The sequence below is a fragment of the Streptomyces spinosus genome, from assembly GCF_020400655.1.
Taxonomy (GTDB): Bacteria; Actinomycetota; Actinomycetes; order Streptomycetales; family Streptomycetaceae; genus Streptomyces; species Streptomyces argyrophylli.
In genome coordinates, this window is sequence record NZ_JAINRC010000025.1 from 82,753 (window position 1) to 108,992 (window position 26,240).

At 73.5% G+C, this 26,240-nt stretch carries 21 protein-coding genes; 18 read left to right on the top strand and 3 right to left on the bottom strand.

Translation table 11 applies throughout. The features are described 5' to 3' along the window. Positions 1-184 precede the first annotated feature (184 nt). The 3 genes from LG395_RS36165 to LG395_RS36175 are packed head-to-tail and all read left to right on the top strand — an operon-like array spanning position 185 to position 2,929. On the top strand, positions 185-955 hold the full coding sequence (locus tag LG395_RS36165) for an ABC transporter ATP-binding protein (protein WP_171156264.1): 771 nt from the start codon (positions 185-187) through the stop codon (positions 953-955). Further along, on the top strand, positions 955-2,298 hold the full coding sequence (locus tag LG395_RS36170) for a hypothetical protein (protein WP_225813168.1): 1,344 nt from the start codon (positions 955-957) through the stop codon (positions 2,296-2,298). The genes LG395_RS36165 and LG395_RS36170 overlap by 1 nt, the downstream gene beginning before the upstream one ends. 28 nt (positions 2,299-2,326) lie before the next feature. Beyond that, positions 2,327-2,929, top strand: a complete 603-nt coding sequence (locus LG395_RS36175) for a hypothetical protein (RefSeq protein WP_225813170.1) — start codon at positions 2,327-2,329, stop codon at positions 2,927-2,929. A 59-nt stretch (positions 2,930-2,988) separates the two neighbouring features. Here LG395_RS36175 and LG395_RS36180 read toward each other — a convergent pair whose 3' ends face one another. Continuing rightward, a complete protein-coding gene (locus tag LG395_RS36180; RefSeq protein ID WP_171156258.1) occupies positions 2,989-3,525 on the bottom strand; it encodes an HNH endonuclease in 537 nt (178 codons plus the stop codon). A gap of 317 nt (positions 3,526-3,842) precedes the next feature. On the opposite strand from LG395_RS36180, the gene LG395_RS36185 reads away from it, so the two are divergent. Then, entirely contained in the window at positions 3,843-4,955 is a 1,113-nt protein-coding gene (locus LG395_RS36185) for a mechanosensitive ion channel family protein (protein ID WP_171156256.1), read from the top strand. 306 nt (positions 4,956-5,261) lie between these two features. On the opposite strand, the gene LG395_RS36190 is transcribed toward LG395_RS36185, so the two are convergent. Both LG395_RS36190 and LG395_RS36195 read right to left on the bottom strand, forming a co-directional pair. Next, positions 5,262-5,456 carry a hypothetical protein gene (locus LG395_RS36190; protein WP_171156252.1) on the bottom strand — a complete coding sequence of 65 codons (195 nt, stop codon included), beginning with the start codon at positions 5,454-5,456 and terminating at the stop codon, positions 5,262-5,264. Continuing rightward, positions 5,453-5,989: a hypothetical protein gene (locus LG395_RS36195; protein ID WP_225813202.1), complete on the bottom strand. Its 537-nt coding sequence runs from the start codon at positions 5,987-5,989 to the stop codon at positions 5,453-5,455. Before LG395_RS36195 ends, LG395_RS36190 begins: the two co-directional genes overlap by 4 nt. Positions 5,990-6,694: 705 nt before the next feature. Here LG395_RS36195 and LG395_RS36200 point away from each other — a divergent pair. The 14 genes from LG395_RS36200 (at position 6,695) to LG395_RS36265 (ending at position 26,231) form a co-directional block, all read left to right on the top strand. Next, positions 6,695-7,906 (top strand): ROK family transcriptional regulator, encoded by a 1,212-nt coding sequence (locus LG395_RS36200; protein WP_171156249.1) that lies wholly within the window; start codon positions 6,695-6,697, stop codon positions 7,904-7,906. Between the two features lie 42 nt (positions 7,907-7,948). Beyond that, complete coding sequence (locus LG395_RS36205) at positions 7,949-9,292, top strand: ABC transporter substrate-binding protein (RefSeq protein ID WP_225813172.1); 1,344 nt, start codon at positions 7,949-7,951, stop codon at positions 9,290-9,292. Next, on the top strand, positions 9,292-10,233 hold the full coding sequence (locus LG395_RS36210; RefSeq protein WP_171156245.1) for a carbohydrate ABC transporter permease: 942 nt from the start codon (positions 9,292-9,294) through the stop codon (positions 10,231-10,233). The genes LG395_RS36205 and LG395_RS36210 overlap by 1 nt, the downstream gene beginning before the upstream one ends. 2 nt (positions 10,234-10,235) lie before the next feature. Beyond that, positions 10,236-11,129: a carbohydrate ABC transporter permease gene (locus LG395_RS36215; RefSeq protein ID WP_225813174.1), complete on the top strand. Its 894-nt coding sequence runs from the start codon at positions 10,236-10,238 to the stop codon at positions 11,127-11,129. 7 nt (positions 11,130-11,136) lie between these two features. Next, positions 11,137-12,402, top strand: a complete 1,266-nt coding sequence (locus tag LG395_RS36220) for a 6-phospho-beta-glucosidase (protein WP_171156241.1) — start codon at positions 11,137-11,139, stop codon at positions 12,400-12,402. Further along, a complete protein-coding gene (locus tag LG395_RS36225) occupies positions 12,393-13,379 on the top strand; it encodes an N-acetylglucosamine kinase (RefSeq protein WP_225813177.1) in 987 nt (328 codons plus the stop codon). Before LG395_RS36220 ends, LG395_RS36225 begins: the two co-directional genes overlap by 10 nt. A 72-nt stretch (positions 13,380-13,451) precedes the next feature. Further along, on the top strand, positions 13,452-14,906 hold the full coding sequence (locus tag LG395_RS36230) for a purine-cytosine permease family protein (RefSeq protein ID WP_225813188.1): 1,455 nt from the start codon (positions 13,452-13,454) through the stop codon (positions 14,904-14,906). Between the two features lie 196 nt (positions 14,907-15,102). Next, entirely contained in the window at positions 15,103-16,551 is a 1,449-nt protein-coding gene (locus LG395_RS36235; protein WP_372463512.1) for a GlnX family signal transduction membrane protein, read from the top strand. Positions 16,552-16,565: 14 nt separating this feature from the next. Then, positions 16,566-17,597, top strand: coding sequence for a glutamate ABC transporter substrate-binding protein (locus tag LG395_RS36240; protein ID WP_225813190.1), 1,032 nt, complete (start codon positions 16,566-16,568; stop codon positions 17,595-17,597). Between the two features lie 41 nt (positions 17,598-17,638). Next, complete coding sequence (locus tag LG395_RS36245) at positions 17,639-18,919, top strand: coiled-coil domain-containing protein (protein ID WP_225813192.1); 1,281 nt, start codon at positions 17,639-17,641, stop codon at positions 18,917-18,919. Beyond that, positions 18,916-21,390: a serine/threonine-protein kinase gene (locus LG395_RS36250; RefSeq protein ID WP_171156232.1), complete on the top strand. Its 2,475-nt coding sequence runs from the start codon at positions 18,916-18,918 to the stop codon at positions 21,388-21,390. Before LG395_RS36245 ends, LG395_RS36250 begins: the two co-directional genes overlap by 4 nt. Before the next feature lie 3 nt (positions 21,391-21,393). Then, entirely contained in the window at positions 21,394-23,055 is a 1,662-nt protein-coding gene (locus LG395_RS36255) for a PP2C family protein-serine/threonine phosphatase (protein ID WP_225813195.1), read from the top strand. Positions 23,056-23,170: 115 nt separating this feature from the next. Next, the gene (locus tag LG395_RS36260; RefSeq protein ID WP_171156229.1) at positions 23,171-24,514 is read left to right on the top strand and encodes a VWA domain-containing protein; all 1,344 of its coding nucleotides are present in this window, start codon (positions 23,171-23,173) and stop codon (positions 24,512-24,514) included. A 34-nt stretch (positions 24,515-24,548) separates the two neighbouring features. Further along, positions 24,549-26,231, top strand: coding sequence for an FHA domain-containing protein (locus LG395_RS36265; RefSeq protein ID WP_225813196.1), 1,683 nt, complete (start codon positions 24,549-24,551; stop codon positions 26,229-26,231). Positions 26,232-26,240 lie beyond the last annotated feature (9 nt).

Below are 26,240 nucleotides of genomic sequence, written 5' to 3' on the forward strand. Positions count from 1 at the left end.
CGGCGGCCCCGGGCCGGGCCGAGCACCCACCCGCTGCCCGGCCCACCCCCTACGAACACCCACCCTGCCCCTGACCACGGTGACCCGCGTGGCCGCCCCTCGCCCTTCCGGTGCCGCGCCCACGCGCACCCCACCGAACCCCCGGACCCGCCGACGGGTCCCCGTGCCCTGCCTTGGAGAGACGATGAGTTCGATACGTGTGACCGGCCTGCGGGTCCGGCACCGCAAGACGCTCGCCCTCGATTCGCTCGACCTGGTGCTCGGCACCGGGGTGCACGGGCTGCTGGGGCCGAACGGGGCCGGGAAGACCTCGCTGATCCGGGTGCTCGCCACGGTGGCGCGGCCGGACGCCGGCCGGGTGGAGCTGCTCGGGCAGGACACCGCAGGTCACCGCGGGCTGGCGGGGGTGCGGCGCCGCCTGGGCTACCTGCCGCAGGAGTTCGGCTACTACCCGGGTTTCACCGTGCGGGAGTTCGTGGCGTACGTGGCCTGGCTGAAGGAGATGCCGGCGGCGGACGTGCCGGCGGCCGTGGAGCGGGCGGTGGCCCGGGTCGGCCTCGCGGACCGCATCGACGCCAAGGTCCGGACGCTGTCCGGCGGCATGGTCCGCCGGGTCGGCATCGCGCAGGCCGTCGTCAACGACCCCGCCGTGCTGCTGCTGGACGAGCCGACCGCCGGTCTGGACCCGGAGCAGCGGGTGGAGTTCCGCGAGCTGCTGCGCGCGCTGGGCGCCTCGGCGACGGTGGTGGTCTCCACCCACCTGGTGGAGGACGTGGCCGCCGCCTGCACCGAGGTCACCCTGCTGGACGCGGGCCGGATCGCGTACCGGGGCACGCCCGAGGCGCTGACCCGGCTCGGCGAGGTGTCGGAGGGGCCGGGCGACCATCCGATCGAGCGCGGGTACACGGCGGCGCTGCGGGCGCACCGCGCGCCGGGTGCGCGGGAGGCGGTGTGATGGCCCTCGCCACCGAGCACGTCACCGAGCCGGCTGCGGCCCAGCGTGCGCCGCACCCGCTGCGCGCCGAGTGGGTCCGGGGTTTCGCCCCGTGGGCCGGGGCCGCGGTGCTGCTCACGACCGGCGTGACGCTGTGGGCGAAGGCGGACCAGTGGCAGGGCGGGTGGTCGGAGACCGCCGGCCAGGCGCACTCGGTGATGCTGATCGCCCTTCCGCTGGCCGCGGCGGCGGGCTGCCGGCACGGCGGCCGGGAGCGCCGGCGCCGTACCGAGGAGCTGTGGGGGACGACCGTACGGCCGCCGCTGGCCCGGCTGCTGGCCGCGGCACTGCCCGTGGCGGTCTGGGTGGCCTTGGGCTACCTGCTGACCGCGGCCCTGGCCCAGCTCGCCACCTGGCCCTACGCGCAGGGTGATCATCCCCACCTGACGCTGCTGCCCGGGGACACGGCCGCCATGGCGGCGGGCGCGCTGACCGGACACGTGGTGGGCCGGGCGGTGCCGACGCGGCTCGCGGCGCCGCTGCTCGCGATGGCCGGCTACGTGGGCCTCGGGATGGTGACGGCCGACCGCTCCGCCCCCGGCCGGGTGCTGAGTCCCACCGTCGGCCCTCTGGGCGTCGGGCTGCCCGTGTGGTGGCAGCCGTGGGCCATGGCGGTGTGGACCGGCGGACTGGCGGTCACCGCGGTACTGGCGTACGCGGCCCGGCGCCGGGTGACCGCGCTGCTGCCGCTGGCCGCCGCGCTGGCCGCGGGCACGCTGCTCGTGCAGACCGGGAACGGCCTGTGGCACGCCGATCCGATCGCCCGCCGTCAGGTGTGCGACACCTCCCTCACCCCGGCGGTGTGCGTCAACGCCCGGTACGCCGGGATGCTCCCGCAGGTCAGGGACGCGCTGGCGGGGATCACGGGCAAGCTGCGCGGCGTGCGGAACCTGCCGGTGCGGTGGGCGGACCACGGCGGTGCCCCGCACGCCGGCGAGGCCCAGTTGCCGGGCATCACCCCGCTGGGCTGGTCGGCCGTACGGGGGCGGCTGACCGATCCGGAGCAGTTCGCCTGGGAGGCCGTCGCCGCGCTGGAGGGCTACGACTGTCCCGAGGGGCCTGCGACGGCCCCGGAGCTCAGGGCGGACGACGCGGTGGAGTACTACCTCGCCCCGACCTCGGCGCAGAAGGGGATCGACGAGGACGACGCCCGGGGTGACGCGGCCCGGCGCGCCGACCTGCGCGAGCGCCGCGCGGCCCGGGCGAGGCTGGCCGGCACGGACGAGCGGACGCGCCGTGAGTGGCTGTCGGCCTACTTCGCGGCCCGTGCCGACTGCGACGCCGAGGGGGTGCCGGCCCTGTGACCGGACGCGACACGAAGGAGGCGGCCCTGTGACCGGACCCCTGCTGTACGCCCGCTCCCGAGCGCTCCCCGCCACGCTGGCCGCGCTCGCCGGCACCGCCGCCTTCGCCCTCTGGGCGGCCGGCCGGCTGGACGCCTACCTCGATCCCGACCGCCGGGTGCCGATCGTCGCGCTGGCGCCGCTGCTGGCTTCGGCGGTGATCGGGGCGAGCCTGTACAGCGCCTCGGACGAGCTGGACCGCACGGCGGTGCACCGCTGGTGGCCGCGGCGGCTGGGCCAGCTGACGGCCCTGACCGCACTGGCGGCGCTGCTGGTCGTCCCGGCCGTGCTCGGCCACGCGGACACCTTCGGCCCGCCCGCCGTCATCCGCAACACCCTGGGCTGCACGGGCGTCACCGCGACGGCGGCCGTCCTGCTGGGCGCACGCCTGAGCTGGCTCCCGGCGTTCGCCTACGTGACGGCCGTGTACCTGGGCTCGTCCGCCGCCCGTGGCCGGGCGGCCACGGTGTGGGCGTGGCCGATGCAGCCGGGTGCCCAGCCGGGAGCGTGGGCGGCGGCCCTGGCCGCGTTCACGCTGGGCGCGGCCCTGTACGCGGCGCGCGGCGCCCGCCCGGAGGGGGTCGGCGGCTAGGAGCGGACCAGCCGACGCACCCCTCCTTCTCGCAGGCGTGCGAACAAAACAGCCCGGATCTAGGCGGAGATGCCGTCGATCCGGGCCAGGGCGTCGTCCGCGCCGTACGGCTGCAAGTACGGCAACCAGCGCGGGTCACGATGTCCCGTGCCGATGATCCGCCAGGCCAGCCCCGTCGGCGGAGCCGGTTTGTGGCGCAGCCGCCAGCCCAGTTCCACGAGGTGACGGTCGGCCTTGACGTGGTTGCAGCGGCGGCAGGACGCCACCACGTTGTCCCAGACGTGCTTGCCCCCGCGACTGCGCGGGATGACGTGGTCGACGCTGGTTGCGACGCCACCGCAGTACATGCACCGGCCCCCGTCGCGCGCGAACAGCGCACGGCGGGTCAGTGGAACAGGCCCCCGGTAGGGGACCCGGACGAATCGCTTGAGCCGGACCACGCTGGGTGCGGGGAGGGTGACGGTTGCGCTGTGCATATAGGCGCCGGATTCCTCCAGGGAGACTGCCTTGTTCTCCAGGACGAGGATGAGCGCGCGGCGGAGCGGTACGACGCCGAGCGGCTCGTACGACGCGTTGAGGACCAGGACATGCGGCACGGGTGCCTCCTTGGGCGTCGGCGGCGCGTGGCTCGCGCCGGGACGATCTGCAGCCAGTCTCTCCTCATGCCTGGTGGACGCGCCACCATGTCCCGGTAACGGGCTGGGAGTGTTTTCGACCACATCCTGATTCATCCCCCGGATCATGGCCTGTTCAAGCCCGCGTGAGTCGCGTCTCTCCCGCACGCCTCTCGTGCGGATCGGCACGGGGCATACACAATGCCCCGTTAGTGTGGTGGTCCTGTCCGTCCGGTGACCTTTTCGTGACCTTGACCGCCCGCCGGTACGGACCGCGCAGCACCTGGGAGGTACCTGCCGTGTCGTCCCTGCCCGCCGCCGTCCTGGCCGCCGGCGCATCGCCGTCTCCTTCGCCGTCGCCGTCGGGATCGACGGCCCCGGCCGTGCCGACGCTCCAGGACGCCCAGGAGAGCGCGACGAACGCGGCGAGCTGGGTCGAGCAGAACTGGTCGACATGGCTCGCGATGGGTCTGCAGATCCTGCTGATCGTGGTCATAGCGGTGGCGCTGCGGGCGGTGGTGCGGCGGGCGATCACCAAGCTGATCGAGCGGATGAACCGCACCGTGCAGGCCGCGGACGGCAGTGCGCTGAGCGGGCTGCTGGTGAACGCCGAGCGGCGGCGGCAGCGGGCGGCGGCGATCGGTTCGGTGCTGCGGTCGGTGGCGAGCTTCCTGATCCTCGGCACGGCCGCGCTGATGGTGCTGGGCACCTTCAAGATCAACCTGGCGCCGCTGCTGGCGTCGGCCGGTGTCGCGGGCGTGGCGATCGGTTTCGGCGCGCGGAACCTGGTCACGGACTTCCTGTCCGGCGTGTTCATGATCCTGGAGGACCAGTACGGCGTCGGGGACGTGATCGACGCGGGGGTGGCGACCGGCGAGGTGATCGAGGTCGGGCTGCGCGTGACCAAGCTGCGCGGCGACAACGGGGAGATCTGGTACGTCCGCAACGGCGAGGTCAAGCGGATCGGCAACCTGTCCCAGGGCTGGGCGACGGCCGGGGTCGACGTGACCGTGCGGGCCGGCGAGGACCTGGACCGGGTGAAGGCCACGCTGGACGAGGTCGCCGAGAAGATGGGCAAGGAAGAGCCCTGGAACGAGCTGCTGTGGAGCCCGATCGAGGTGCTCGGACTGGACTCGGTGCTGATCGACCACATGGTGGTCCGGGTCTCGGCCAGGACGATGCCGGGCAAGTCGGTCACGGTGGAGCGGGAGCTGCGCTGGCGGATCAAGCGGGCGTTCGACGCGGCGAGCATCCGCATCGTCGGCGGTGCGACGGCCGTCGAGGACCTGGAGGGCGCCCCCGACCCGACGGCCGCGGTCGCGGCCCCGGTGGTGTACTCCGACGCGGACTCCCCGCAGTCGGCGGCGGCCTCCCCGATAGTCCCGCAGCGGTCCGCGACCCCGGGGAAGTAGCGGAACGGTTCGGCACACACGTTCGAGTGAACGGACGGGGCATTCCGGCGCGGGCGGCGCGCGGGTGCCCCATCGTTCTGCCGGGGCGCCCGGCGTGGGCTTATCCCGGCATCAATGTGACGAGGAAGAAGCGATGAGCGCCGAACCGATCATGGAGCCGGTGATGACGCAGGTGGACCCCATCGACCTGTTGAGTGCGTTCAGGCCGGCGTCGTCGAGCTCCGCACCGTTCGTACGGTCCGACGCGACGACCGTGCGGACGGGAACGTTCCGGAACGTGGTTCCAGCCGTCGTCCTCGCCGAGCGTCACACCGGGGACACACCGGTGAGCCGCGTCTCCCGCCGTACCGCACCCCAGCGGACCGCGCCGGAGCCGCAGGACGCCGATGCGGAGCGTCCCGGCGGGGGCGCCACCCGGACGTGCCGCGGCCGCTGCGCCGTACACGCCACCGCTCCCAGCAGCAGCACCACGAGCCCCATCGCCGCTCGGCCGCTTCTCACTCGCTCTCCCCCGCTCTCGTCACCTGGCACAGCGCCACGAACGCGCTCGCCGTGCGCTGCCCCGGCATGCCCGTCAGTCCCTGGTCCGCGCGCAGCAGGAGCCGGGCCGCACCCGACGACCGGTCCACCGTCAGGGAACCGGTGACCGCGTGCCGGCCGCGGAACGGGCGCCACCGGAAGTCCCACGCCCCCGTTTCGCCCGTCACGTCGTACGCCCGCCCGGATGCGGCGATCGCCGCCCGCAGCCGCTCCGCCTCCCCCGCCGGGAACGCCCGCTCCTGCACGGGCCGCAGGGCGTCCACGGTGACCGGGATGCCGGTGCCGCGCGCCCGGCGGACCAGGGCGGCGTGCGCGTAGAGGGCGGAGAGCAGGCCGAGGGCGGCCCAGACGAGCGGAATGAGGACGAGGTCCTCGGCGAACGACCGGGACAGTCCCTCGCCCAGGAAGTCGCTCAGGCCCACCGTGATCAGCAGGGGCACGTAACCGGACATCGTGAGCAGCCACAGCCTCCCGAGCAGCCTCCGGTCGACCATCCCCACCGCGCCCCGTCCCCCGCGTCCGCCCGTGGCCCGACTCTGGGCCCGTGACCAGCGAAGACCACGTCCGTGTCGCACGCGTGACGCCGCCTTGGACCCCACCCGAACACAGTCCGTCTTCACAGGAACCCGCGTTCCCTCCGCATCCGGTGATCCTCTGCGGTCGCCTCCACGACGGGCCCTCGTTCCGGAGCGCGAAGCCGCCCGGGGGCCGGTCTCGCATGCGGGCGGTGAACGTGCCGGTGTCGTACGCCCTGACCCGGCCGGCGACCTCGCGTCGACGCAGGTCGAGCGTGCCGCCCGGCTGACCGTGGACGCCGCCCCGGAGCCCGTCGTCAAGGACCGGACGCCGACCTCCGGCACCGGCGGCGCCCTGTCCACCACGGTGAAGGCGGGCAGGGGCGGCACCTACCGCTTCGCCTTCGCCGGCACGTCCACCACGGGCGCGAAGACGTCCGCCGGGGGCCACGTGACCGTGAAGTGGCCCCGGGCACTGCCCGTACCGCGGCGTCCCCGAGGTAACGACTCTGTTGCCTCGGGGGCGTTGTCTATTGACGCCCCCTTCGTCCTCGGCTTACGTTCCTCCCACCCCAATAGGAAACTTTCCTAACAGTGATCTTCCTGGCGGCCGTCGATCAAGACTGGACGTCATGCCCAGGTCACTGAAAAGCTGAGTGGCTGGAAAGGCAGGTGTCGACCCCCATGGCAGGAACCGCCGGTACGCCGGGCACTCCGCGCGTCCTGCGCGCCATGAACGACCGCGCCGCCCTGGACCTGCTGCTGGAGCACGGGCCGCTGTCGCGCACCCGGATCGGCAAGCTCACCGGCCTGTCCAAGCCCACCGCCTCCCAGCTGCTGGCCCGCCTGGAAGCGGCCGGACTGGTGCGCGCCACCGGCACCAGCGAGGGCCGGCCGGGCCCCAACGCCCAGCTGTACGCGATCAACCCCACGGCCGCGTACGCCGCCGGGCTCGACGTCACCCCGCACCGCATCCGGGCCGCCGTCGCCGACATCACCGGCCGCACGGTCGGCGAGTACGAACTGCCCACCCCCGGCCGGCGCCCGGCGCACCCCGTCGTCCGGCAGGTCACCGACGCCCTCGACGGCGCCGTCAAGGCCGCCGGGCTCGCCCGGTCCGACGTGCACCGGCTGGTCATCGGCACGCCCGGCGCCTTCGACCCCAACACCGGGCGGCTGCGCTACGCCTCCCACCTGCCGGGCTGGCACTCCCCCGCGCTGCTCGAAGACCTCGCGGCGGCCCTGCCGATGCCGGTCGAGTACGAGAACGACGTCAACCTCGTCGCCATCGCCGAACAGCGGCTCGGCGCGGCCCGCGGCCACGCGGACTTCGTGCTGCTGTGGAACCAGGAGGGCCTCGGCGCCGCCCTGGTCCTCGGCGGCCGGCTGCACCGCGGCTGGACCGGCGGCGCCGGCGAGGTCGGCTTCCTGCCGGTGCCGGGCACCCCGCTGGTCCGGCAGGTCACCAAGGCCAACAGCGGCGGCTACCAGGAGCTGGCAGGCTCCCAGGCGCTGCCGAAGCTGGCCCGGGAACTCGGTGTCGAGGACGTGCCCCCGGGCCCGTACACCGAGGCCGCCACCACGCTCGTCGCCCGCGCCGCCGACCACGCGAGCGGCCCGCACCGGGAACTGCTCCAGACCTACGCCACCCGGCTGGCCACCGGTCTCGCCTCGCTCGTCTCCGTCCTCGATCCCGAACTCGTCGTCCTCAGCGGCTCCGCCCTGACGGCCGGCGGCGAGGTGCTGCGCGCCCTCGTCCAGGCCGAGCTGGAGGAGCTGGCCGCGGCCCGCCCCCGGCTGGTCGTCGGTGACGTCCACGAACATCCCGTGCTGCGCGGCGCGCTGGAGTCCGCGCTCGCCGCCACCCGCGACGAGGTCTTCGACACCTCGCGCTGAGCACCCCCTCTTTCCCGACCCGTCCCCCTGGGAGACCTCGCCATGCCCACAGCCATACCCAGAGTCGCCCGAAAAGCGGCCTTTGCCCTGACTGCCTCGGCCGTGCTCCTCACCGCCGCGTGTACCGGCCAGTCCGACTCCGGTGCCACCGACGACCCCTCGCAGGACACCACGATCAACTTCTGGCACGCCTGGAGCGCGCCGAACGAGGTGAAGGCCGTCAAGTCGCTGGTCGCCGGCTTCGAGCACGCGCACCCCAACATCCACGTGAACGTCGTCGGCAACATGACCGACGACAAGATCAACCAGGCGCTGCGGGCCGGCGGCGAGAAGGCCCCGGACGTGATCTCGTCGTTCACCACCAACAACGTGGGCAAGTTCTGCTCCTCGGGTGCGCTGGTGGACCTCAACCCGTTCTTCGAGAAGTCCGGGATCGACCCGGAGAAGACGTTCCCGAAGCCGATGAACGAGTACACCCAGTTCGACGGCGACCGCTGCACGGTGCCGCTGCTCGGTGACGCGTACGGGCTCTACTACAACAAGACGGCGTTCGAGAAGGCCGGCATCGCGCGTCCGCCGAAGACCTGGTCCGAATTCGAGGCGGACGCCAGGAAACTGACGATCCGCCAGGGCAATGGGTACAAGCAGCTCGGATTCATGCCGGACTACCACGGCTGGGAGTCCACCACCGAGCACTACCTCGGCCAGTTCTCGCCGACGTACTTCGACAAGAACGGCAAGTCGAACCTCGCCAAGGACCCCGCGTTCGAGAAGGGCTTCACGCTCCAGAAGAAGCTCGTGGACGAACTCGGCGGCTTCGAGAGGCTGGAGAGGTTCCGCGCCACGCTGGGCGACGAGTGGGGCCCCAAGCACCCCTTCCACACCGGCCAGGTCGCGATGCAGCTCGACGGCGAGTGGCGGCTCGGGATGGCCGAGGAGGCGAAGCCCGGCTTCGAGATCGGGGTCGCCCCGCTGCCCGTCCCGGACGACCAGGCCGGCCAGTACGGCAAGGGCTACATCACCGGCACCATCGCGGGCATCGCCGCCACCAGCCACAAGCAGAACGCGGCCTGGGAACTGGTGAAGTACATGACCACGGACACGGACGCGGTGGTCGGCTTCGCCAACGACATCCACAACGTGCCCTCCACGCTGGCCGCGCTGAAGTCGCCGAAGCTGAAGTACGACCCGCGGTTCAAGACCTTCCTGGACATCGCCGCCAACCCGCACTCCACCACGTCCCCCGCCTCGGTCAACGGCGGTGTCTACCTGGTGACGATCCAGCAGTTCGGCTACGACTACGAGAGCGGCAAGGCCACCGATCTCAAGGCCGGGCTGAAGAAGACGGCCGCGCAGATCGACACGGACATCGCGCAGGCCCAGTGATGAGCGCCGTGACCCTCGCGTCGAAACGCCGGCGCTCGGCCCTGCGCACGCTCGCCTTCATGTCGCCGTGGCTGATCGGCTTCGCGGTCTTCTTCGCCTACCCGCTGATCTCCACGGTCTACTTCTCCTTCATGCACTACGACGGCTTCCGGCCGCCGACGTGGAGCGGCGGGAAGAACTGGACGTACGTCTTCGAGCACTACCCGCTGTTCTGGCCCGCGCTGCGCAACACGCTCTGGCTGGTCGTGGTCATGGTGAGCCTGCGGGTGCTGTTCGGGCTGGGCGTCGGACTGCTCATCACCAGGATCAAGACCGCCACGGGCGTCTTCCGCACCCTGTTCTACCTGCCGTACCTCGCCCCGCCGGTCGCGTCCACCATGGCCTTCGCGTTCCTGCTCAACCCCGGTACCGGCCCGGTGAACTCGCTTCTGGAGAAGGCCGGGCTGCCGGCGCCGGGCTGGTTCAACGACCCCACGTGGTCCAAGCCGGCGCTGACCCTGCTGGCCCTGTGGGGCGTGGGCGACCTGATGGTCATCTTCATGGCCGCGCTGCTCGACGTACCGACGGAGCAGTACGAGGCGGCGGAGCTGGACGGGGCCTCGGCCTGGCAGCGCTTCCGCTACGTGACCCTGCCGAACATCTCCCCGATCGTGATGTTCGCCGTCGTCACCGGCGTGATCCAGACCATGCAGTACTACACGCAGCCGCTGGTCGCCGGGAAGGTCGCCTCCGGGGTGATCCAGGGCGCCGGCACCCAGTTCGAGCCCGGCTACCCCGACAAGTCCACGCTCACCCTCCCCCAGCTCGTCTACAACCTCGGCTTCCAGCGCTTCGACTACGGCTCGGCGTGCGTGGTGGCGCTGGTGCTGTTCGCCCTGTCGATGGCGTTCACGGCACTGCTGATGCGGCGCCGGGGCGGCCTGATCCAGGCAGGTGACTGACCATGACCCAGGTACTGGACCATCCGGTGAAGCCGGCTCCCCTCGCCACCGGGGCCGAGCGCACCGCCCGGCGCCGGGCGGTGCTGGAGTGGATCGCCGTCCACTCGCTCGGCGTCGCCGCCGCGCTGTTCTTCACGCTGCCGTTCGTGTTCGTGTTCCTGACCTCGCTGATGAGCGACAGCCAGGCCCTCAGCCGGGACCTGATCCCGCACACCTGGGAGTGGGACAACTACCGCAAGGTCTTCGACACGCCGGGCTTCCTCACCTGGTGGAAGAACACGCTGCTCTACGCCGGCCTCGGCACCGTGCTCACCGTGGTGTCCTCGATCCCGGTGGCGTACGCGCTCGCCAAGTTCCGCTTCCGGGGCCGCAACCTGTCGCTCATGCTGGTGATCTCGATGATGATGCTGCCCCCGCAGGTGGTCGTCATCCCGATGTACCTCTTCTGGGCGAAACAGCTGGACCTGTCGGGCACGCTGTGGCCGCTGATCGTCCCGATGGCGTTCGGGGACGCGTTCTCCGTCTTCCTGCTGCGCCAGTTCCTCATGACGATCCCGAACGAGTACCTGGACGCGGCGAAGGTGGACGGCTGCGGCGACCTGCGCACCCTGCTGCGGGTCGTGCTGCCCATGGCGAGGCCGGGCATCGCCGCCGTCGCGCTCTTCCAGTTCTTCTACGCCTGGAACGACTACTTCGGCCCGCAGATCTACGCGTCCGAGAACCCCGGCGCCTGGACGCTGTCCTACGGCCTGGAGTCCTTCAAGGGCGCCCACCACACCGACTGGAACCTCACCATGGCCGCCACCGTGCTGGTCATGGCCCCCGTGATCCTCGTGTTCTTCTTCGCCCAGAAGGCGTTCGTCGAGGGTGTCACCCTCACCGGAGTAAAGGGTTGAACTGGCTATGAAACTCACCGTGGTCGGCGGCGGCTCGACCTACACACCGGAACTCGTCGACGGCTTCGCGCGCCTCAGGGACACCCTGCCCATCGAGGAACTGGTCCTCGTCGACCCCGCCGAGGACCGCCTGGAACTGGTCGGCGGCCTGGCCCGGCGGATCTTCGCCAAGCAGGGCCACGGCGGCCGGATCGTGACGACGTCCGACCTGGACGCGGGCGTCGACGGCGCCGACGCCGTCCTGCTCCAGCTGCGCGTCGGGGGCCAGGCGGCCCGGCAGCAGGACGAGACCTGGCCGCTGGAGTGCGGCTGCGTCGGCCAGGAGACCACCGGCGCGGGCGGCCTGGCGAAGGCCCTGCGCACGGTCCCGGTGGTCCTGGACATCGCCGAACGGGTCCGCCGCGGCAACCCGCGCGCGTGGATCATCGACTTCACCAACCCGGTCGGCATCGTCACCCGCGCCCTGCTCCAGGCCGGGCACCGGGCGGTCGGCCTGTGCAACGTGGCGATCGGCTTCCAGCGGAAGTTCGCGGCGCTGCTGGGCACCGCCCCGGCGGATGTGCACCTGGCCCATGTGGGCCTCAACCACCTCACCTGGGAAACCGGTGTGCGTCTGGGCGGGCCCGAGGGCGAGAACGTCCTGCCGAAGCTGCTGGCCGAGCACGGCGAGGCCATCGCCGACGACGTCCGTCTGCCGCGCCCGCTGCTGGACCGCCTGGGCGTCGTCCCCTCCTACTACCTGCGCTACTACTACGCGCACGACGAGGTCGTCCGGGAGCTGCGGACGAAGCCCTCGCGGGCGGCCGAGGTGGCGGCGATGGAACGCGAGCTGCTGGCGATGTACGGCGACCCGGCCCTGGACGAGAAGCCGGCCCTGCTGGCCAAGCGCGGCGGCGCCTTCTACTCGGAGGCGGCCGTGGACCTGGCGGCGGCCCTGCTGGGCGGCGGGGGCAGCCCCTACCAGGTGGTGAACGCCCTCAACAGGGGAACGCTGCCCTTCCTCCCGGACGACGCGGTGATCGAGGTGCAGGCGGCGGTCGGCCCGGCCGGGCCGGTCCCGCTTCCGGTCCCCGACCTGGACCCGCTCTTCACGGGGCTGATCGCGAACGTGACCGCCTACGAGGACCTGGCCCTGGAGGCCGCCCTGCGCGGCGGCCGGGACCGCGTCTTCCGCGCGCTGCTCGCCCACCCCCTGATCGGCCAGTACGCGTACGCCGACGCCCTCACCGACCAGCTGATCGCACACAACCGGGAGCACCTCGCGTGGGCCTGACCGCACCTGACCCGCTGACGGTCCTCGCCATCGACGCGGGCAACAGCAAGACCGACGTGGCCGTGGTCACCGCCGCCGGCGAGGTGCTGGCCACGGCGCGCGGCGGTGGTTTCCGGCCGCCGGCCGTGGGCGTGGCCGCCGCGCTGGACGCGCTGGCGGAACCGGTGGCCCGGGCGTTCGCGGACGCCGGGGTCACCTCCGTCGGCCACGTCTCGGCCTGCCTCGCCAACGCCGATCTGCCGGTGGAGGAGGAGCGGTTGGCGGCCGCGCTGCACGCGCGCGGGTGGGGCGCTTCGGTGGAGGTCCGCAACGACACCTTCGCGATCCTGCGCGCGGGCGTCGCCGAGCCGCGCGGGGTGGCGGTGGTGTGCGGCGCGGGCATCAACTGCGTGGGCATGCGGCCCGACGGCCGTACCGCCCGCTTCCCGGCCATCGGCCGCATCTCCGGCGACTGGGGCGGCGGCTGGGGCCTGGCGGAGGAGGCCCTGTGGCACGCGGCCCGCGCGGAGGACGGGCGCGGCGGACCGACCTCGCTGGCCCGCACCCTGCCCGCGCACTTCGGCCTGCCGACCATGTACGCCCTCATCGAGGCGCTGCACCTGGAGCACCTGGACCAGGACCGCCGGCACGAGCTGACCCCGGTGCTGTTCGCCACGGCGGCGGACGGCGACCCGGTGGCCCGGGCGATCGTCACCCGGCTCGCGGAGGAGGTCACGGTGATGGCCACGGTCGCCCTGACCCGGCTGGACCTGCTGGAGGAGGAGACCCCGGTGCTGCTCGGCGGCAGCGTCCTCACCGCCGGCCACCCGCAGCTGAACGACACCGTCCGCACCCTGCTCGCGGCCCGCGCCCCCAAGGCCGACGTCCGCGTGGTGACCGCCAGCCCGGTCCTGGGGGCGGTCCTGCTGGGCCTGGACCGGGTGGGGGCGGACGCGGGGGCCCGGGAGCGGGCGCGGGGGCACTGGGAGGCGGGCTGATCCCGGGTCGTCCCCGGCGCGGAGCGGGGCAACAATGTGACCAGAGGGGCGGAGCCGACTTCGGGAGGCGTCATGAGCACATCAGCCGAGCCGAGAGTGTCCGGTCTCGAGGTCCGGTCCATCGACTACGTCCCGCTGGACGAGCGGCACGGCAAGCTCTGGCACCTGGGCCCGCTGTGGTTCATGTCCAACGCGCAGATCGCCACCCTGGCGGTCGGGCTGGTCAGCATCACCGGGGGCGGCAACCTCCTCTGGTCACTGCTGGCCATCGTCTCGGGCACCGTGATCGGCACCTTCTTCATGGCCTTCCACTCCGCCCAGGGCCCCCAGCTCGGGCTGCCGCAGATGATCCAGTCCCGGCCCCAGTTCGGCTACGTCGGCGCGCTGCTGGTGTGGCTGTTCGCCTACGTGCAGTACGCCGGGTTCAACGTCTTCAACAGCATCCTCGCCGCCGACTCCCTGCACGCAACGCTGCACGGCGGCGTGAAGCTGTGGGTCGTCGTGGTGACCGTGGCCGCGCTCGTCATCGCGCTGGTGGGCTACGACGTCATCCACAAGGCCGAGCGGATCCTGACGTACACCTTCCTGGTCGTCTTCGGGGTCTTCACCGTGGGCGTCCTGGTCACCCTGCACTACCCGGCGGGCTCCTTCGACCTCGGCGGCTTCCGGTGGACGCCGTTCCTCGCGCAGTTCGGCGTGGTCGCGGGCTACCAGATCAGCTGGGCCATCTACGTCTCCGACTACTCCCGCTACCTCCCCCCGGACGTGACCGTCCGCAAGACCTTCTACTGGACCTACTTCGGCTCCGCGCTGGGCGGCGTCTGGCTGATGGTGCTCGGGGCGCTGCTGGCGGCCTGGGCGGGCCCGGGGACCTTCCAGACGATCCCGGCGATCGATGCCGCGGGCGACAAGGTGTTCACCGGGTTCGGCGCCGTCGTGCTGCTGTTCTCGGCCCTCGGCCTGGTCTCGGTGACCGCGCTGAACATGTACGGCGGGTCCCTCACCCTCATCAGCGCCATCGACTCGTTCCAGCGGGTCCGGCCGACGCTCGCCGTACGGCTGGTCACCCTGGGCCTCACCGCGGCGCTCTCCCTGGTCGGCGCGCTGGCCGCGACGTCGAACTTCCTGGCGAACTTCGAGAACTTCCTGCTCCTGGTGCTCTACCTGTTCATCCCGTGGACCGCGGTGAACCTCATGGACTACTACGTGGTGCGCCGCGGGCACTACGCCATCGCCGAGATCTTCAACCCGCACGGGATCTACGGCCGCTGGGGCCTGCACGGCATCACCGCCTACCTCGTCGGCTTCGCCGCGATGGTCCCGTTCTTCTCCGTCGGCACCCTGTTCACCGGTCCCGCCGCGAGGGCGCTGGGCGGCGCCGACATCTCCCTCTTCGTCGGCCTCCCCGTCAGCGCCCTGCTGTACTGGTGGCTGACCCGCTCGATCGACGTGGCGGCGGAGACCCGGCTGGCGGTGGCGGAGGCGGCGGCCCTGGAACAGGCCGCACACGAGCACCGCGAGCCGTGAGGCCGTCCCCCGCCGGCCCGCCTCACGGGGAACCGATCCCCCGTCACCCGCGTGTTCCAGCACGGGGGGTGGTGCGTCCGCCGGTACGCGCCCCCGGGCGCGCTGCGATCGGATCAAGATCCAGTGAAGGCCGGTGCGCGATGCCGGTGCGGGCGGTGATACTGGGCGGCGTACGGATGACCATGGGGGAGGTCGAGTGACACACCCGCCGAAGAGCAGCGCCGCGCCACCGCGCGCCGGGTCCGCCGGCGCGGCCGGTGTCCCCGCCGTCCCCGCCCAGCCCGGGCCGCCCGGGCTCCCCGCGGCCGCCGGCCCGGGGGTGCCGCCCGCGCGCCGGACCGCCTTCGCCGAGGGCGCCGAGCGGCTGCGGGCCGCCGCGACGACCGAGCCGGGGCGGTTGCGGATCATCGGTGCGGTCCTGGCGCTGCTGGTCGTCGCGTTCGGGGCGGCCACCGCCTGGCAGACCAGTACCCGCTCGGCCGCCGCCGACGACGTGCTGCACCGCAGCCAGCCGCTCAGTTACGGCGCGGCCGGCATCTACCGGTCGCTGGCCGACGCCAACACCGCGGCCTCCAGCGGGTTCCTGGCGGGCGGTCAGGAGAACGCGCGGTCCAGGGACCTGTACGAGAAGGACATCCGCAGCGCCGCCGCCGGGCTCGTCACCGCCGCCGCCAACGCCGAGCCGGGCTCCGCGTCCGAGGAGACCATCGCCGGGCTGAACCGGCTGCTGCCCGAGTACAAGGGCCTCATCGAGCGGGCCCGGACGTACAACCGGCAGGGCTATCCGGTCGGCGGCGCCTATCTGCGCTACGCCAACGAGAAGATGCAGAAGGAGATGCTCCCGGCGGCGGAGGACCTCTACACCACGGAGAACCGGCGGCTCGACGCGGACTACGCGGACGCCACGCCGTACCCGTGGGTCGCCATCGGGCTCGGGCTGCTCGCGCTGGCCGCGCTCGGCTGGGCCCAGCACCGCACGTACCGGCGCACCCACCGCGTCCTCAACCACGGCCTGGTCGCCGCCAGCGCCGCGACGGCCGTCGCCCTGCTGTGGCTGGTCGTGGGCCACATGGTCGCCCGGTCGGGGCTCGACGGCTCCTACGAGCACGGCATCCGCTCGCTCAACGTGCTCCACGACGCCCGGATCGCCTCCCTGAAGGCCCGCGGCAACGAGAACCTCAGCCTGGTGGCGCGCGGCGCCGAGACGGTCACGGTCGACGGCACGACATACGACGCCTACTACCGCGCCTTCGACAAGGACATCGCCGTGCTCGGCAAGGGGCTGACCGAGGCCGCGCGGCTCGCCGACGACCAGGGGGGCACCGCCCCGGTCGAGGCGGCCGAGGCCGACATGGCGGTGTGGAAGCAGCGCCACGCCACGGCCCGCGCCGAGGACGAGAACGGCAACTACCAGCAGGCGCTGGACAAGGTGATCGGCGCGAAGGGCGCGACCGCCGAGTGCTTCGACGGCGTCGACCGCAGTCTGGCCCGGGCCATCGCCCACGAGCGGGCCGAGTTCCAGCGGGCGGCCGGGGACGGGCGCGACGCCATGACCGGGCTGCCGGAGGGCGCCGCCGTGCTCGCCGTGCTGGGCGCGGCGGGCGCCGTCGCCGGCATCGGCCGCAGACTTTCGGAGTACCGGTGACAGGGGGCAAGGCGATGGACGTGAGCCGTGCGCGGTCCGCCCTGCGGGGCTGGGGCGGGGTCGCGGCGATGGCGGTGCTGTGCGCGCTGGCGCTGGCGTTCGTCCTGCTGCTGCCGTGCACCCAGCGGACCCCCGACGGCCCGCGGCACACCGCGCAGAAGACCGCCACCGGCGTCCAGGCCCGCGCCGACGACTGCGTGGACGCCGAGGCGCACGAGCGGACGCCGGCGCCGTCCGGCGCGGACGGCCCGACGATCGACGCGATCAAGGCACGCACGGGAGCCAAGCGGAAGCTGATCGTCGGCGTCGACCAGAACAGCTACCGCTGGGGCTACCGCAACCCCAACACCGAGGGCGCCCGGCTGGAGGGCTTCGACATCGACCTCGTCCACCGGATCGCCGAGGACATCCTCGGTGACCCGGACGCGGTGCAGTTCAAGGCCATACCGACCAACCAGCGCATCCCGGCGATCGAGGACGGACGCGTGGACATGGTCGTCCGCACCATGACGATCACCTGTGACCGGCTGAAGCAGGTCGCCTTCTCCGCGCCCTACTTCAAGACCGGCCAGCAGGTCCTCGCCCCCAAGTCCTCCCCGATCACGGGCTACGACGACTCGCTGGCACACAAGAAGGTGTGCACGGCGGCCGGTTCGACCGCCCTCGCCAAGCTGGAGGCCGACAGGAAGGACGGCCGGCTGCCCGCCACCACCGACCTGTCCACCACCGTGCCGAACCAGCTGGACTGCCTGGTCCGGCTGCAACTCGGTGAGGTCGACGCGGTGGTGACCGACGGCGCGCTCGCCGCCAGCCAGGCCGCGCAGGACCCGACCGTCGCACTGAAGGGCGAGCCGTTCACGACCGAGTACTACGGCGTGGCGATGAAGAAGGACGCCGGCGATCTGGTACGCCGGGTCAACCGTGTTCTGGTGGACTACCGCGCGCACGGCTGGCAGACGTCGTACGACGACTGGCTGTCGGCGACACTGGGCAAGGATTCGGCCGCGTCGAAGCCGCCCGCGCCGCGGTACCGGCAGGGCAGTTGAGCCGGACCCGACCCGAACAGACAGCAAGCGAGAGGTGATCGATGGGCGTCACGGACCCCGCCGGGCCGGTGATGGACCGGGACGAGGTGGACCGTGCGCTGGCGCGGCTCGGCCAGGAGCACGAGGCGATCGAGACCTCGCTGCTGGCCCTCCAGGACCACGCGGGCCGCAGACTCCTCGAAGGCGCGCGCCTGACGGGTGTCACCCAGGAACGCTGGCAGGCCACGGAGACGCGGATCACCCGGCTGTGGGCGTACTTCGACGCCTACACGGCCGCGCTGCGCGGCGCCCGCGAGATCCGCGCCCGGCGCCGCTGGTCCAGCCGGGAGGACCTCGCGGAGCTGACCGGGCTGCTGCGCGGGGAGTCCGTGACCGTCCCCGGCGGCGAGAACGGCAGACTGAGCGAGACGTTCTCGCTGTCCGCGCTGGTGGACCGGATGAACGAGCTGTACGCGACGAGCCTGGACATGATCGTCGCCGCCGACGCGGTCTGGTCGGCGCTGCCCGCGCGGATCGATTTACTCGCCGCGGAACTCCAGCGCACCCGGCAGCTCGCCCACTCGGTCGGGGTGCGCCCCGGCGAGCACCCGGCCGGTGACGACCTGGAGCGGATCACCCGCACGCTGACCCTGCTGCGTGAGGACGTCGTCTCGGACCCGCTCGCCTTCTGGGTGCCGGCCGAGGGCAGCTCGGCGCCCGGCGGCGGACGCCCGGACACGACGGTGTACGACCGTGAGGCGCGTGCCCTGGACGACGTGCGCCGGGAGATCGACGCGGTGCTCACGGTCCGGCAGGACGCGGAGGCGCGGCTGATCCGGCTGCGGGACGTGCTCTCGCGCGCGGACCGCACCCTGGCCGAGGCGCGGACCGCGCGCGGCGAGGTGCTGGCGAAGATCGCCGCGACCGAGGTGCCGGTGGTGAGCGGACCGCCGACCGCGCTCCAGGAGCAGCTGGCCACCGCGGCCGAGTACCGCAGGCAGGCCCAGTGGCACCGGCTCTCCCCGCTGCTGGAGTCGCTGGAGGAGAAGGCGGAGGACGAACTGCTGCGCGCCCGCGAGTCGTTGACCGCGGTCACCGCGCCGCTCGCGGTCCGCGCCGAGCTGCGCGGCCGGCTCGACGCGTACAAGGCGAAGGTCGCCCGGCACGGTCTCGCGGAGGACCCGCTGCTGGTCGAGCGGTACGACGCGGCCCGCCGCATGCTGTGGAGCGCGCCCTGCGACCTGCGCGTGGCGGAGCAGGCCGTGCTGCGCTACCAGCAGGCGGTGGCGGAACTGCTCGGCGGCGCGAGCGCACCGCAGGACCGTAAGGGGGACGAGTCATGAGTCAGCCGGGGCAGAGCTGCCAGCGGCCGGGCTGCGAGGGGACGTACGAGGACGTCGGTGGCGGCGAGCTGTACTGCGACACGTGCGGTCTGGCGCCCGTCGTCTCGGCCGGGGGTGCCTCCTTCGGGGGAGGCATGGTGGGCTCGCCGCCCACCGGGGTTGCCCGGGGGGCGTCCGACAGCGGCAGTTCCCGCAGTTCGCGCACGACCTCGCAGTCGTCGAGGTCACGCCGGTCGGTGTCCGGGCGGCTGTCCCGGTCGCTGCCGGGGACGTCCACGGGCCGCTCGGTGTCGGTGCGCAGCTCGGGATCGTCCTCCGGGGCCTCCTCGCGGGGGCGGCTGGGCGCGGGGCTGGTGTCGGTGCCGCAGGTGCCGCGGCCCGACCCGCGGGCGATGGTGCTGGAGAACCCGGAGGTGCCGGAGCGCAAGCGGTTCTGCTCGCGGTCGGACTGCGGGGCGCCGGTCGGCCGGGCCCGGGGTGACCGGCCGGGCCGCACGGAAGGTTTCTGCACCAAGTGCGGGCACCCGTACTCCTTCGTGCCCAAGCTGCGGGCCGGGGACATCGTGCACGGCCAGTACGAGGTCGCGGGCTGTCTGGCGCACGGCGGGCTGGGCTGGATCTACCTGGCCGTGGACCGCGCCGTCGCCGACCGCTGGGTGGTGCTCAAGGGCCTGCTCGACACCGGCGACCAGGACGCGATGGCCGCGGCGATCTCCGAACGGCGGTTCCTCGCGGAGATCGAGCACGCCAACATCGTGCGCATCTACAACTTCGTGGAGCACCTTGACCAGCGCACCGGCTCCCTCGACGGCTACATCGTCATGGAGTACGTCGGCGGCAAGTCCCTGAAGGAGATCGCCAACGCCCGCCGGGCGCCCGACGGCCGCCGCGACCCGCTGCCGGTGGAGCAGGCGTGCGCGTACGGCATCGAGGCGCTGGAGGCGCTCGGTCACCTGCACAGCCGGAACCTGCTGTACTGCGACTTCAAGGTCGACAACGCCATCCAGACCGAGGACCAGCTCAAGCTGATCGACATGGGCGCGGTCCGCCGGATGGACGACGAGGAGTCGGCGATCTACGGCACGGTGGGCTACCAGGCCCCGGAGGTCGCCGAGACCGGCCCGTCCGTGGCCAGCGACCTCTACACGGTGGCCCGCACGCTCGCCGTGCTGGCCTTCGACTTCCAGGGCTACACCAACGTCTACGCGGACTCCCTGCCCGACCCCGACACCATCGACGTCTTCCGCCGCTACGAGTCCTTCTACCGGCTCCTGGTGCGCGCCACCGACCCCGACCCGGGCCGCCGGTTCGCCTCCGCGCAGGAGATGGCCGAGCAGCTGACGGGGGTCCTGCGCGAGGTGGTCTCGCTCCAGACCGGCCGGGCGCGGCCCGCGCTGTCGACGCTGTTCGGGCCCGAGACCAAGGTCACGGACACGGAGCTGTTCCCCCCGCTGCACGGGGACGTGTCCCGGCTCGGCGCCCGGCCGGTGCGGAAGGCTCCCGCCGCCCCCGCCCCGCCCCCGCCGGCGCTGGTCCGGCCCGTCGACACGCCGGCCGCCGCGCTCGCCCTGCCGGTCCCGCTGGTCGACCCGAACGACCCCAACGCCGGTTTCCTCGCGGGTCTGATGGCCTCGGCGCCGGCCGAACTGATGAGCGCGCTCGCAGCGGCACCCGCCCGGACCGTGGAGACCCGGCTGCGGCAGATCCGCGCCCGGCTGGAGAGCGGCGACCACCAGGGCGCGCTGATGAGCCTGGCCGAGCTGGACGAGGAGCAGCGCGACGACTGGCGGGTGGTGTGGTACCGGGGCGTGGCCGCGCTGGTCACCGGCGACTTCGAGCAGGCCGCGCTCGCCTTCGACGCGATCTACGACGCCTTTCCCGGCGAGGCCGCGCCCAAGCTGGCGCTCGGCCTGTGCGCCGAGGTGCTGGGCCAGCTGGACAACGCGGCCGAGTACTACCGCCTGGTGTGGACGACCGACCCGAGCTTCGTGAGCGCCGCGTTCGGGCTCGCGCGGGTGCAGCTCGCGGCCGGGGACCGGCAGGGCGCCGTGACGACGCTGGAGTCGGTGCCGGAGTCCTCCATCCACTACACGGCCGCCCGGGTCGCCGCCGTCCGGGCCCGGCTCAGACAGCGGACCGCGAGCGCGGGTGACGTACCGTTCCTGGACGACCTGACGGCCGCCGCCGGTCAGGTCGAGGCACTCCAGGCGTACGGCCTGGACCCGGCGCGGCGCGAGCTGCTGTCGGCGGAGGTGCTCGGCTGTGCGCTGGACTGGATACTCTCCGGGAACCAGGGCACCGGGCCCGCCGCCGGAGGCCGGGTGCTGCTGGGCAGCGGTCTGGACGAGCGGGGCCTCCGCTTCGGCCTGGAGCGCGCCTACCGCACGCTGGCCCGGCTGGCGCCCGGCGGCGATGAGAGGATCGAGCTGGTGGAACGGGCCAACCGTTACCGCCCCCGGACGTGGGTGTAGTCGATGTCGCAGATGCCCCAGCAGGCCGCACTGGCGAAGTGCCCGAGCTGCGCGGAGCCCGTGGAGTCGGGTGACCTGTTCTGTGGAGCGTGCGGGTACGACCTTTCGGTGGTGCCCGCACCGCCGCAGGACCATCCGACGCTCACCATGACGGGCCCCGCCGGTCCCGGGGACGGCCCGGCGTGGCCCGCCCCGGGACCGCCCACGGCCTCTCCCGCCCCCCACCTCCCGACGGACCTGCCGGGCACCGACTCGGGCGGCACACCACTGTCCGGGCAGGAACCCGGCGCCCTGCCCCCGGCGGCACAGGAGTTGGGGCCCGCCCCGGGCGGCGGGCCGCTGTCCGGCCAGGAGTTCCACGGCACCTCGGCAGCCGCGCGGGAAGGCGGCGCCGTACCGCCGGCCGGACACGGGTCCGGGCCGGTCCCGGGCGACGCGTCACCGTACGGCCAGGGGCTGCACGGCACCCCGGGCGGCACGCCGCTGCCCGGGCAGGAACCCGGCGCCCTGCCCCCGGCGGCACAGGAGTCCGGGCCCGTCCCGGGCGGCGGGCCGTCGGCGGGGCGCGAGGCCGGCTCCCATCCGGGCGGCGCGCCGCTGCCCCCGGGTGAGGGCGGTCCCGTCCCGGGTGACGCGGAGCCGGGCGGGCATCCCTCCGGTTCCGGGGTGCGGTTCGACCGGTCGCACGAGCCCGATGAGTACCCCCTGCAGGCACCGGACCCCCGGCCGGCCTCCGCACCGGCCGACCCGGAGCAGCTCTGCGTGGCCTGCCGGGCTGGCCGGGTGGACAGCGACGGCTACTGCGAGAACTGCGGGCACGCCCAGCCGCGGGAACGCGACCACGTGGAGCGGGAGTCGGGCCCGGTGGCCGCCGTCAGCGACCGCGGTCTGCGCCACCACCGCAACGAGGACGCCTTCGCCGTCGGCCACACCACGCTGCCCGACGGCACCCCGGCCTCGCTGGCGATCGTCTGCGACGGCGTGTCGTCCGCGACCCGCCCCGACGACGCCTCCCTGGCCGCCTCCCGGGCGGCCGGCGACACACTGCTGGCCGCGCTGCCGCGCGGCACCCACCCGCAGGCGGCGATGCACGAGGCGATCGTCGCCGCCGCGCAGGCCGTCAACGCCCTCGCCGAGGAGCCCGCCACGGCCCGCGAGCACGCCCCGCACCAGAACGCGCCGGCCTGCACGATCGTCGGCGCGGTGGTCACCCCGGGGCTGCTGGTCGTCGGCTGGGTCGGCGACAGCCGCGTCTACTGGGTGCCCACCGACCGCACCGCACCGCCCGCCCGGCTGACCGAGGACGACTCCTGGGCCGCGCAGATGGTCGCCGCCGGCCTGATGAGCGAGGCCGAGGCGTACGCCGACGCGCGCGCCCACGCGATCACCGGCTGGCTCGGCGCGGACGCCTACGAACTGGAGCCGCACACCGCGTCGTTCGAGCCGGACCGGCCCGGCGCCGTGGTGGTGTGCACGGACGGACTGTGGAACTACGCCGAGACGGCGGAGGAGATGTCCGAGGTCCTCCCGCCCGACGCGGCGGCCCGTCCGCTGCACGGCGCGCGGGTGCTGGTCGGCCACGCACTGGACGGCGGGGGCCACGACAACGTAACAGTGGCGGTCCTGCCGTTCCCGGTGCCGCCGCAGGGGGCAGGATCGGCCTGAGGGCCGTATCCGACGGGGGAACGGCACGGGGAAGCCGCGGCGGACCGGAGGGGACCGGTCCGCCCACAGTCGTCGCCTCGCGTCGGCGGGGCGTCCGAGGGGGATGCGAGCAAGCATGGCCAATTTCGCGAAGTCGAACGTGCCGCGGTTCTCGGTGGACGTCTACCAGAACGAGTACCTGCCCGAGGGCGGCAGCGAGGTCAACGCCATCGTCACGGTGACCGCGACCGGCGGCGGCACCCTCGGCGGCGCGGTCTCCGCGCCGGTGTACCCGCCGGGCGGGGGGCCGTCCGCCGCCGTGGCGATCATGGTGGACTGCTCGGGTTCCATGGACTACCCGCCGGCCAAGATGCTGGGCGCCCGCAACGCCACGGCCGCCGCGATCGACACCCTGCGCGACGGCACCCGTTTCGCGGTGATCGGCGGCACGCACGTGGCCAAGGAGGTCTATCCGGGCGGCGGGCGGCTCGCGGTCGCCGACGCCACCACCCGCGAGCAGGCCAAGCAGGCGCTGCGCCGGCTCAGCGCGGGCGGCGGTACGGCCATCGGCACCTGGCTGCGCCTCGCCGACCGGCTGCTGTCCGCGGCGGACGTCACCATCCGGCACGGCATCCTGCTCACCGACGGCCGCAACGAGCACGAGTCGGCGGAGGACCTGCGGGCCACGCTCGACGCCTGCGCCGGCCGGTTCACCTGTGACGCCCGGGGCGTGGGCACCGACTGGGAAGTGAAAGAAGTCACAGGGATCGCCTCGGCGCTGCTCGGCACCGCCGACATCGTCGCCGACCCCGGCGGTCTCGCGGCCGACTTCACGCGGATGATGGAGACGGCGATGGGCAAGGAGGTCGCCGACGTCTCCCTGCGGGTGTGGACGCCGGTCGGCACGACCATCCGGTTCGTCAAGCAAGTCGCCCCCGCCGTCGAGGACTTGACCGGCCGACGTACGGAGGCGGGGCCGCGCGCCGGGGACTACCCGACCGGCTCCTGGGGCGACGAGTCCCGCGACTACCACCTGTGCGTGACGGTCCCGCCGGCCGGAATCGGCCGGGAGATGCTCGCCGCACGGGTCTCCCTGGTCGTTCCGGAACCGGGAGGAACCGCACAGATCGTGGGCGCACAGGGGCTGGTGCGGGCCGTGTGGACCGACGACATGACCGCCTCCACCGCGATCAGCCCCCAAGTCGCCCACTACACCGGGCAGGCCGAACTGGCACAGGCCATCCAGAAGGGCCTGGACCTTCGCAAAGCGGGCGATTTCGATGGAGCAACCGCCAAACTGGGGCGGGCCGTTCAGCTCGCGAACGCCTCGGGGAACGCGGATACTGCGAAACTGCTTGCGAAGGTGGTGGACGTGGTCGACGCCGTGACAGGTACTGTGCGGTTGAAGACGAGGGTCGCGGAGGCGGACGAGATGACTCTGGAGACCCGGTCCACCAAGACCGTCCGTGTGAAGAAGTGACCCTCCACAGCGCAGGAGAAGGGGAAGCACCGACATGCCGACCTGCCCGAACGGACACCAGTCGGGTTCCGACGACTGGTGCGAGGTCTGCGGTCACCGCATGGCCGGTGCCGTACCTCCGCCCCCTCCGCCGCCCCCGGGCGGTTACGGTTTCCCGCCCCCGCAGGGCGGCCCGGCCGGCGCCCGGCCGGGCCCGGCCGGCGGGTCCGCCCCGGAGCCGGAACTGTGCCCGCAGTGCCGTACGCCCCGCGAGGGCGGCGCGCCGTTCTGCGAGGAGTGCCGGTGGAACTTCCTGACCAACACGGCGACCTCCTACACCCCGGCCGCCCCGCGCCCGCCGCAGCCGCGGTTCCAGCCGCCGAGCTCGACGTACGGCGGGGGTGACGGGTACGAGTACCAGGGTTCGCGGCCCTCGCAGGTGAACCGGCCCGCCGAGCCGCTCCCGTCCTTCCACAGCGAGCCGTCGGGCCCGACGCCGTTCGGCGGCGACCGGGCCCCGTCCGGCCCGCCGACCTCCCCCGGCCCCTCGGGCGCAGCCCCGTTCGGCGCCGGTGACCGGCGCCCGCCCGGGGCTCCGCAGGGCTTCGGCCAGGGTCCGGGCCAGGGCCCGGGTGCCGGCAACCCGTCCGGTCCCGGCGGCCCCGGAGGTTTCGGCGGCCGGGGCACGGTCCCGGGCCAGGGCCCCGGCGGCCCGGGTTCCGGTGGCCCGTCCGGCTTCGGCGGCGGTCCCGGACAGGGACCGGGTGCCGGTGGCCCGGGCGGTCCGTCCGGCTTCGGCGGCGGTCCGGGGCAGGGACCCGGCGGTCCGGGTGGCCCGTCCGGCTTCGGCGGTGGCCAGGGACAGCGCCCAGGTCCGGGTGACGCGTCCGGCTTCGGCGGCCAGGGCCCGGGACCCGGCGGCTCCTCGCCCTTCGGCGGCGGCAACCCGGGTCAGGGCCAGGGCCAGGGGCCGGGGTCCCAGGGCTCCTCCCCCTTCGGGCGTGAGCCCTCCCGTCCCGGTGGCCCCACGCCGTCCGGCCCCTCCGGCTTCGGCGGTGACCCCTCGGGTCAGGTGCCGCCGCCCGGCGGTCCCGGTGGTGCCCCGCAGGCGTTCCAGCCGTCCGGCGCGTCGGCCCCGCCCGCGTTCCCGGGCGAGACCCGCCGGCCCCCGGCCGCCGACGACGACTGGGTGATCTCCCCGCCGTCGTCCACCGGCCCCGGTCAGGGCGGCGGCTACGGCTACCCGCAGTCCGGCGGCACCCAGACCCCGCCGGGACCGGGCGGACCGGGCGGTTTCCCGCAGGCGACGCAGGCACCGCAGGGTCCCCGGTCGGCCACCTGGACCGCGACCATCGGCCCGGACCGCGAGTACTTCATGGCGATGATGCAGCGCTCCGGCCCCGAGGCCGCAGGGCTGAACCTGCCCGCGTACTCGCCCGAGCAGCAGCGCACGCTGACCGGCAACCAGGTCACCATCGGCCGCCGCCGGCACTCCACCGGCGACACCCCCGACATCGACCTGTCGGTGCCGCCGGAGGACCCGGGCGTCTCGCACCAGCACGCGGTGCTGGTGCAGCAGCAGGACGGAAGCTGGGCGGTCGTCGACCAGAACTCGACGAACGGCACCACGGTCAACATGTCGGAGGAGCCCATCCAGCCGTTCGTGCCGGTCCCGCTCCAGGACGGCGACCGGGTGCACGTGGGCGCCTGGACGACGATCACCGTCCGCCGGGGCTGAGCCGTCCGC